This window comes from Jiangella anatolica, from assembly GCF_003236295.1.
Lineage (GTDB): Bacteria > Actinomycetota > Actinomycetes > Jiangellales > Jiangellaceae > Jiangella > Jiangella anatolica.
In genome coordinates this window covers 1-7,900 of record NZ_POTW01000157.1, presented here as the reverse complement: position 1 = coordinate 7,900, position 7,900 = coordinate 1, and the positions used below count along the sequence as shown (strand labels likewise).

Annotated in this window: 10 protein-coding genes; 8 read left to right on the top strand and 2 right to left on the bottom strand. The window is 72.7% G+C overall.

Translation table 11 applies throughout. The features are described 5' to 3' along the window. The coding region (locus C1I92_RS32185; RefSeq protein ID WP_111258710.1) for a DNA polymerase IV at nt 1–1,285 on the bottom strand (1,285 nt) is incomplete at its 3' end. A gap of 96 nt (nt 1,286–1,381) precedes the next feature. Here C1I92_RS32185 and C1I92_RS32180 point away from each other — a divergent pair. The 6 genes from C1I92_RS32180 (at nt 1,382) to C1I92_RS32155 (ending at nt 7,070) form a co-directional block, all read left to right on the top strand. Next, a complete protein-coding gene (locus C1I92_RS32180) occupies nt 1,382–1,792 on the top strand; it encodes a universal stress protein (protein ID WP_111258709.1) in 411 nt (136 codons plus the stop codon). 16 nt (nt 1,793–1,808) lie between these two features. Next, nucleotides 1,809–2,381: an HhH-GPD-type base excision DNA repair protein gene (locus C1I92_RS32175; protein WP_111258708.1), complete on the top strand. Its 573-nt coding sequence runs from the start codon at nt 1,809–1,811 to the stop codon at nt 2,379–2,381. A 5-nt stretch (nt 2,382–2,386) separates the two neighbouring features. Beyond that, nucleotides 2,387–3,991 (top strand): SpoIIE family protein phosphatase, encoded by a 1,605-nt coding sequence (locus tag C1I92_RS32170; RefSeq protein ID WP_111258707.1) that lies wholly within the window; start codon nt 2,387–2,389, stop codon nt 3,989–3,991. A 124-nt stretch (nt 3,992–4,115) separates the two neighbouring features. After that, entirely contained in the window at nt 4,116–5,630 is a 1,515-nt protein-coding gene (locus tag C1I92_RS34690; protein WP_111258706.1) for an RNA polymerase sigma factor, read from the top strand. A gap of 80 nt (nt 5,631–5,710) precedes the next feature. After that, nucleotides 5,711–6,451 (top strand): arginase family protein, encoded by a 741-nt coding sequence (locus tag C1I92_RS32160; RefSeq protein ID WP_111258705.1) that lies wholly within the window; start codon nt 5,711–5,713, stop codon nt 6,449–6,451. Nucleotides 6,452–6,473: 22 nt separating this feature from the next. After that, nucleotides 6,474–7,070, top strand: coding sequence for a rhomboid family intramembrane serine protease (locus tag C1I92_RS32155; RefSeq protein ID WP_111258704.1), 597 nt, complete (start codon nt 6,474–6,476; stop codon nt 7,068–7,070). Here C1I92_RS32155 and C1I92_RS32150 read toward each other — a convergent pair. Next, nucleotides 7,024–7,440 (bottom strand): hypothetical protein, encoded by a 417-nt coding sequence (locus C1I92_RS32150; protein ID WP_111258703.1) that lies wholly within the window; start codon nt 7,438–7,440, stop codon nt 7,024–7,026. The two genes, C1I92_RS32155 and C1I92_RS32150, sit on opposite strands and share 47 nt — an antisense overlap. 75 nt (nt 7,441–7,515) lie before the next feature. Here C1I92_RS32150 and C1I92_RS32145 point away from each other — a divergent pair, with 75 nt between their 5' ends. Further along, complete coding sequence (locus C1I92_RS32145; RefSeq protein ID WP_111258702.1) at nt 7,516–7,812, top strand: ArsR/SmtB family transcription factor; 297 nt, start codon at nt 7,516–7,518, stop codon at nt 7,810–7,812. After that, nucleotides 7,809–7,900, top strand: a 92-nt coding sequence (locus C1I92_RS35725; RefSeq protein ID WP_199521808.1) for an SRPBCC family protein, incomplete at its 3' end; no start/stop codon positions are given. The genes C1I92_RS32145 and C1I92_RS35725, both read left to right, overlap by 4 nt.

The window sequence follows — 7,900 nt, the reverse complement described above, 5'->3', positions numbered from 1 at the left end:
GGGCGAGGTCGGGGTCGTCGGCGGCGAAGGTGCGGACGGGGCCGGGCGGGGTGTCCGCCGTCTCGAAGCGGACGGTGACCCGGCCGCGTCCGGACCCCCACACCCAGCCGGGACCGTGCACCGCATGCACGACGTCCATGCCGGGGGACCAGCCGGGGCGCTCGTGGAGGGCCTCCTCGACGCCGGCGGGCTCGGGCTCCTCCTCGGCCGCCGGCGCGGCGCCGTCGGTGGCGAAGAGGTCGTCCTGCACCCAGTCCGACAGCCCCGACACGCCGACGCCGAGCAGCCGCACCCCGCCGGCGGTCTCGACGTCGGCCAGCAGCCGGATGGCCACCCGCGACAGCACCTTCACGTCGTCGGTCGGCGCCGGCAGCGTCGCCGAGCGGGACAGCGTGGTGAAGTCGTGCAGCCGCGTCTTCAGCGTGATCGTCCGCCCCGAGTAGCCGGCCTTGACCAGCCGCGCCGCCACCCGCTCGGCCAGCCGGGCGACGATCGCGGCCAGCAGCGACGGGTCGGTGAGGTCGCGGTCGAAGGTGTCCTCGACGCTGACGGACTTGGACTCGCGGTCCGCGCTGACCGGGCGGGAGTCCTGCGCCAGCGACAGCCGGTGCACCGAGCGGCCGTGCGACTCGCCGAGCAGGTCGATCAGGTCCGGCTCGGTGATGCGGGCGAGGTCACCGACGGTCTTGACGCCGAACCGCGTCAGCCGGGCCGCCGTCGCCGGGCCGACGCCGGGCAGCGCGCGGATCGGCAGCGGGTGCAGCAGGTCGAGCTCGGTCCCCGGCGCGACGACCACCAGCCCGTCCGGTTTGGCCTGCTCGGACGCGATCTTGGCCATCAGCTTGGACCCGGCGACGCCGACCGACGCCGTCACCCCGGTCTCATCGACGATCGTCGATCGCAGCCGCTGCGCCAGCGCCCTCGCCTCGCCGACGGAGGTGGGCACCCCGCCGGGGCCGCCGGCGAGGTCGACGAACGCCTCGTCCAGCGACAGCGGCTCGACCACCGGCGACAGCTCCCGTAGCCGCGCCATCACCACCGCGCTGACCGCCCGGTAGACACCGAACCGGCCGGACAGGTAGGCCGCGTTCGGGCAGCGCGACCGGGCCTCGCTCATCGACATCGCCGACCGGACGCCGAACACGCGCGCCTCGTAGGACGCCGTCGACACGACGCCGCGCGGCCCGAGCCCGCCCACGATGACCGGTTTGCCCCGCAACGACGGCTTGTCGCGCTGCTCGACGGAGGCGAAGAATGCGTCCAGGTCGAGATGGAGGACGCGCATGTCCCGATCGTCGCACGCCAGGCCCTGCTCGGCGCCTACGGCTGCGGTACGGTTGCGCCGCGACCGGAGTTCACGCCGGAGTGAGAGAAGGTTCCGATGACCGCGATCGTGGTGGGTTACGTCCCCAAGGCCGAGGGCCGGGCGGCGCTGCGCCGGGCCGCCGAGGAGGCGCGGCTGCGCGGAGCCAGGCTGATCGTCGTCAACTCGGCCCGTGGTGGCCGGGACTTCGACGACGACGACGCCGTCCGCGCGGACGCCGAGCTGGCCACCGTCAGCCAGCAGCTGAAGGACGCCGGCATCGAGGCGGAGGTCCGCCAGCTGGTACGCGGCATGGACGTCGCCGAGGACCTCATCGCCGTCGCGGAGGAGAACACTGCCGACTTCATCGTCATCGGCCTGCGCCGCCGCAGCCCGGTCGGAAAGTTGATCTTGGGCAGCAACGCCCAGCGTATCCTGTTGGACGCACCCTGCCCGGTGCTGGCCGTCAAGGCCGAGGACGTGGACTGAGAGAGGTTCGGCAACCGTGACGACGCTCCACCTGGCCGGCGACCCGGCCGCCGACGCGCTGCTGGCGCGTGACCCGTTCTCGCTGCTCACCGGCATGCTGTTGGACCAGCAGGTGCCGATGGAGAAGGCGTTCTCGGGTCCGGCGGTCATCGCCGAGCGGATGGGCGCCGACCACCTCGACCCGGCCGCGGTCGCCGCCTACGACCCGGAGGCGTTCGCCGAGATCTTCTCCCGCACCCCGGCCGTGCACCGTTTTCCCGGTTCGATGGCCGGGCGGGTGCAGAAGCTGGCCGCGTACGTCGCCGAGCACTACGCCAACGACGCGGCGAACCTCTGGTCCGACGCCGCCACCGGCGCGGAGCTGCTGAAACGGCTCAAGGCGCTGCCCGGGTTCGGCGAGCAGAAGGCCAAGATCATGGTGGCGCTGCTGGGCAAGCAGATCGGCGTGCGGCCCGACGGCTGGCGCGAGGCGGCCGGTGACTACGGCGCCGAGGGCGCCACCCGGTCGGTGGCCGACGTCGTCGACGCCGACACGCTGCTGCAGGTGCGGGCGACGAAGCGGGAGATCAAGCGTGCGGCGAAGGCCTAGCAGCGATGCGCCCCGCTGACGCCCAGCGCCTGCTGGGCGCTCTGGCCGGCGTCGACGCGCCCGTGGGGTTCGCGGTCTTCGACGAGGAGCACCGGTACCTGGCCATCAACGCCGCCCTGGCGGAGCGGTCCGGCAAGGGGATCGCCGACCACCTCGGGCGAACGCCCGCCGACGTGCTGCCGCCTGAGCTGGCCGCGCACACCGACGAGATGATCGAGCGGGTGCTGCGCACCGGGGAGTCCGTCGAGGCCGAGGAGCCGGCCGTCTCCGGGCGCACCGACACCTACCACCTGCACTCGTCCTGGTACCTGGTCGACGAGGGCCGCGGCCGCGAGGTCGCCATGTTCGTCGTCGACGACACGTCGCACCAGCGGGCCATCTCGTCGCTGCGGCGCAGCCGTGCCCGCAACGCGCGGCTGCTGGACGTGTCCGACGTGCTGTCGCGGGCGGTGACGGTGCGCGAGGTCGCCGACGGCGTCGCCGCGATCGGCCGGCGCAACGTGCAGGCGTACCGGACCGCCGTCACGCTGATCGGCCCGAACGCCCGGCCGTACCCCGTCACCACCGGGTTCGGCGACGGCGAGAAGGTCGCGATCTGGCCGCACGGCGCCGTCACCCCGACCGACGAGGTGCTGCGAAGCGGCTGGCCGATGTTCCTCGGGAGCCGCGACCGCGCCCGCGCCGCCGCGCCCGGCGACCGCGCGTTCGGCGACTTCCTCGACCGTACCGACGAGCGGGCCTGGGCGGTGCTGCCGCTGGCCGGCGAGGACGGCTGCGTCGGCGTCGTCCGGTTCTCCTTCGCCACCGAGCAGGCGTTCGACTCCGACCAGTGCCGGTTCCTGCGCGCCGTCGCCCAGCAGTGCTCGCTGGCCTTCGCCCGGGCCCGGCTGTTCGAACGGGAGCGGACGGCGGCCGCGTCGCTGAGCCAGGGGCTGCTGCCGCGCCGCCTGCCGACGGTCGCCGGCATCGAGCTGGCCGCCCGCTCGCGCACCGACGTGGGCGAGCACTCCGTCGGAGGCGACTGGTACGACGCGCTGGTCATGCCCGACGGCGAGCTGGCCCTCGTGGTCGGCGACGTCATGGGCCACGGCGTCACCGCGGCCAGCGCCATGGGCCAGATGCGGGCGGCGCTGCGGGCGCTGGCGCTCACCGACCCGGACCCGGCGTCGGTGCTCGGCGGCCTGGACCGGCTGGTCGAGCGCGACGACGCCGTCGAGATGGTCACCGTCGTGTATGCCCTGGTCGACCCGGTCAACGGGACCGTGCGCGTCGGCGACGCGGGCCATCTGCCGCTGATCCGGATCCCCGAGCTGGGCGCCGTCGAGCTCGTCGACGCCGGCGCCGGCACCACGCCGATCGGCGTCACCGAGCCGCGGTCCACCCAGTCGGTGCGGCTGTGGCCCGGCGACGTGCTGATCGCGTTCACCGACGGGCTGATCGAGAGCCGGGTGCGGTCGCTGGAGGAGGGCTTCGCCCAGCTGCTGCGCTGCCTGGAGGAACAGCGTGGCGCGCCGCTGGAGCAGCTCCTGGACGCCGTCGTCCGGCGCATGCAGATCGACGGCGCCGCCGACGATCAGACGATTCTCGCGCTACGGTGGGCCGGGCGGTGAGACATCGGCGTGGGTAGCGGAGTTTCGGGATGAACGGGACCCGTGCCCTGTGCCACAATGTTGTGTTGCCGTCGCCACCTCGTGTACAGCGCTGCCCCTTAACCAAGACTTCGAGAGGTCGTACGTGTCGTCGAGCTCGTCCAGCACCAAGAACGCCCGGATCCTGGAGCTGCCGCCGGTCCAGGCGCTCGTGACCCAGGGACGGAAGTCGGGCTCGGTCACCGCCGAGGACGTCCGGGTCGCGTGCGGTGCGGCCAACCTGGCGATGAAAGAGAGCCGGTTCGTCGTCGAGCATTTGAAGTCGACCGGTATTACCGTCGAGGTAGCGGCAGCGGACTCGCGGAGTCCGCGCAAGCGTGTCGCCGCGGCGACGTCCACCCGTTCCACGGCGGTGGCGACCGCGGCAGCCAACAAGACCGAGCCGGCGGCCAGGAAAGGCGAGGGATCTGTGAAAACGGCGGTGAAGAAGGCGAAGGCCGACGTCCATGACACGGCCGAGGCCGGCCTTGCTGAGGAGTCCGCCGCGGCGGCGCCGAAGGGCCGGGGCCGCAAGAAGGCCGTCAAGCCGGGCGAGACCGCACCGGCCAAGGAGGCCGGCGGCGTCGGTCCGGACGGCGAGCCCGACCTCGGCGATCTCGCCGCCGAGGAGGCCAAGATCGAGGACGAGGGCTTCATCCTCTCCGAGGACGACGACACCGACGAGCCCGAGCAGCAGGTCGCCGTCGCCGGCGCCACCGCCGACCCGGTCAAGGACTACCTCAAGCAGATCGGCAAGGTCCCGCTGCTCAACGCCGGCGAGGAGGTCGAGCTCGCCAAGCGCATCGAGGCCGGCCTGTTCGCCGAGGAGAAGCTGGCCGAGCAGAGCGACATGCCGGCGAAGCTCCGCAACGAGCTGGAGTGGATCGCCGAGGACGGCCGCCGGGCCAAGAACCACCTGCTCGAGGCCAACCTCCGCCTCGTCGTCTCGCTGGCCAAGCGCTACACCGGCCGCGGCATGCTGTTCCTGGACCTCATCCAGGAGGGCAACCTCGGTCTCATCCGCGCGGTCGAGAAGTTCGACTACACCAAGGGCTTCAAGTTCTCCACCTACGCCACCTGGTGGATCCGGCAGGCCATCACGCGCGCCATGGCCGACCAGGCCCGCACCATCCGCATCCCGGTGCACATGGTCGAGGTCATCAACAAGCTGGCCCGGGTACAGCGGCAGATGCTGCAGGACCTCGGCCGCGAGCCCACTCCGGAGGAGCTGGCCACCGAGCTGGACATGACCCCGGAGAAGGTGGTCGAGGTCCAGAAGTACGGCCGCGAGCCCATCTCGCTGCACACCCCGCTCGGCGAGGACGGCGACAGCGAGTTCGGCGACCTGATCGAGGACTCCGAGGCCATCGTCCCGGCCGAGGCGGTCTCGTTCACGCTGCTGCAGGAGCAGTTGCACGCGGTGCTCGACACGCTGTCCGAGCGCGAGGCCGGTGTGGTGTCGATGCGGTTCGGCCTCACCGACGGCCAGCCGAAGACGCTGGACGAGATCGGCAAGGTCTACGGGGTGACCCGGGAGCGGATCCGGCAGATCGAGTCCAAGACCATGTCCAAGCTGCGCCACCCGTCCCGGTCCCAGGTCCTGCGCGACTACCTCGACTGACGGCGCTCCAGCGCGCGCTCGGCCCCGCCCCGGTCACTCCGGGACGGGGCCGCTCGCTGTGCCGATGACACAATCGCGGGATGACGCGGATCCTCGTTCCTTACCACCTCGACGAGCACCGGCCGGGGCTGGAGGTGCCGTACGAGCCGGACCTGACGGTGACCCGGGAGCTGGGCGGCGGCGACCTGTGGGAGCGGGTCACGCCGCTGTATGCCGACGTCGCCGAGGCGGTGGCGGCCGACGTCCGGGACGGGGGCGCGCCGCTGGTGATGTCGGGCGACTGCATGGTGTCGCAGGCGATCGTCGCCGGGGTGCAGCGGGCGATCGGCGGGCCGCCGTCGGTCGTGTGGTTCGACGCGCACGGGGACGTGCAGACGCTGGAGACGACGACGTCGGGCTACCTGGGCGGCATCCCGCTGCGGCTGCTGGCCGGCTACCGGCCGGAGTTGCTGGCCGACCGGCTCGGGATGGCGCCGGTGCCCGAGGACCGCATCGTGCTGGTCGACGGCCGTGACCTGGACCCGCCGGAGCGCGACTACCTGACCGCGTCGGACATCCGGCACGTCTTCGCCGCCGAGCTCGACACCGCCGCCGTCCCCGACGGGCCGGTCTACCTGCACATCGACCTCGACGTGGTCGACGGCGCGGAGCTGCCCGACCTGCTGTTCCCGACGCCGGGCGGGCCGTCGGCCGACGAGGTCGGGCAGGCCATGCGCCGCGTCCTCGACACCGGCCGGGTCGCCGCCGTCGGCCTCGGCTGCACCTGGCACGAGGGCGCCAACGGGCACGCCGAGCAGGTTCGCGCCGCGCTGCCGTTCTAGGCACCCCGCATAGACTGGCGGCATGTCGTCCTCGGGCCAGGTCACGCCGCGCCGCTCCGTCCCGCCGGCCCTGACGGCGACCCTCCCGGTCTTCGTCCTCGTGCTGCTCATGTGGGCCGAGGAGATCGTCGACGCGCTGCCGGGGGTCGACCTCGACCAGTACGGCATCCGGCCGCAGGACGCCGAAGGGCTGGTGGGCATCGCGACCGCGCCGTTCCTGCACGGCGGCTTCGGTCACCTCATCGCCAACACCGGCGCGTTCCTGGTGCTCGGCTGCCTCATCGCCCTGACGACGCGGCGGTTCTGGCCGGTGACGATCGGCGTGGCGCTGGTCGGCGGGCTGGCGACGTGGCTGGTGGCGTCGCCGAACTCGGTCCACATCGGCGCCAGCGGGCTGGTCTACGGCTACGCCGCGTTCCTCGTCGCGTGGGGGGTGTTCAGCCGGCGCGCGATGGCCGTCGTCGTCGCGGTGATCGTGGTGCTGATGTACGGCGGCATCGTCGTCGGCGTGCTGCCCGGCCAGCCGGGCATCTCGTGGCAGGGCCACCTGTTCGGTGCGCTGGCCGGCGTCCTCATGGCGTGGCTGCTGCGGGGGAGCGCGGCGAAGTCTCCCGCGTGAACCGCATGTCCATCCAGTGCCGCCACTGACCGTCGGCCAGCCGTTCCCAGCGCGCCGCCATCCGGTCCGCCTCGACGACCAGCCGGGCCCGCGTGTCCGGCCCGGTCAGCGTCACCACTCCCGGCTCGGACAGGCCGACGGCCATCGTGCCGGTGGCGCCGTCGCTGTCGTAGGAGCGGGCGACGTCGCCCTCGAACACCTCCAGCGCCCGGTAGCGCCGCCCGTCCAGCGTGACGTCGACGTGGTGCAGCAGGAAGTGCTCGCCGGGCAGCCACTCGTAGATGTCGCTGCCCTCGATCCGCACGACGGGGTGGCCGACGGTCTCGCCGCTGGAGCGCCACGCCCCGACCAGTGCGTCCAGTTCCTTCATGATCGCTCTCCAAGGGACTACGCTGTGTAAGCAACTTCTTACACAGACTATGACACCGGAGGGCCGGAAAGAACAGTGGACGACGCACTGCGGGCGGTCGCGGACCCGACCCGGCGGGCGATCATGGAGTTGGTGCGCGATGACGAGCGCAGCGCCGGCGACATCGCCGCCCGGTTCCCCGGCATGAGCCGCCCGGCCGTCTCCCAGCACCTCAGAGTGCTGGCCGACGCCGGGCTGGTGGCGGTGCGCCGCGACGGCAACCGACGGCTCTACGCGCTGCGCCCGGCCGGCCTGGCCGACGCGGCCGGGTTCATCGAGCGGATGTGGTCGGCGCAGCTGGGCCGGCTCAAGGAAGCGGTGGAGAGCGAATGATCGAGCAGACCGTCCGCATCGACGCCCCGCCGGAGCGGGTGTGGGCCTACCTCACCGACCCGGCCAAGCTGGCGCGGTGGTGGGGGAG

What these genes read in the sequence shown, in the direction of transcription:
- C1I92_RS32180 (WP_111258709.1), top strand. Translation starts at nt 1,382, where the DNA reads ATGACCGCGATCGTGGTGGGTTACGTCCCCAAGGCCGAGGGCCGGGCG.
- C1I92_RS32170 (WP_111258707.1), top strand. Translation starts at nt 2,387, where the DNA reads ATGCGCCCCGCTGACGCCCAGCGCCTGCTGGGCGCTCTGGCCGGCGTC.
- C1I92_RS32160 (WP_111258705.1), top strand. Translation starts at nt 5,711, where the DNA reads ATGACGCGGATCCTCGTTCCTTACCACCTCGACGAGCACCGGCCGGGG.
- C1I92_RS32155 (WP_111258704.1), top strand. Translation starts at nt 6,474, where the DNA reads ATGTCGTCCTCGGGCCAGGTCACGCCGCGCCGCTCCGTCCCGCCGGCC.
- C1I92_RS32150 (WP_111258703.1), bottom strand. Translation starts at nt 7,440, where the DNA reads ATGAAGGAACTGGACGCACTGGTCGGGGCGTGGCGCTCCAGCGGCGAG.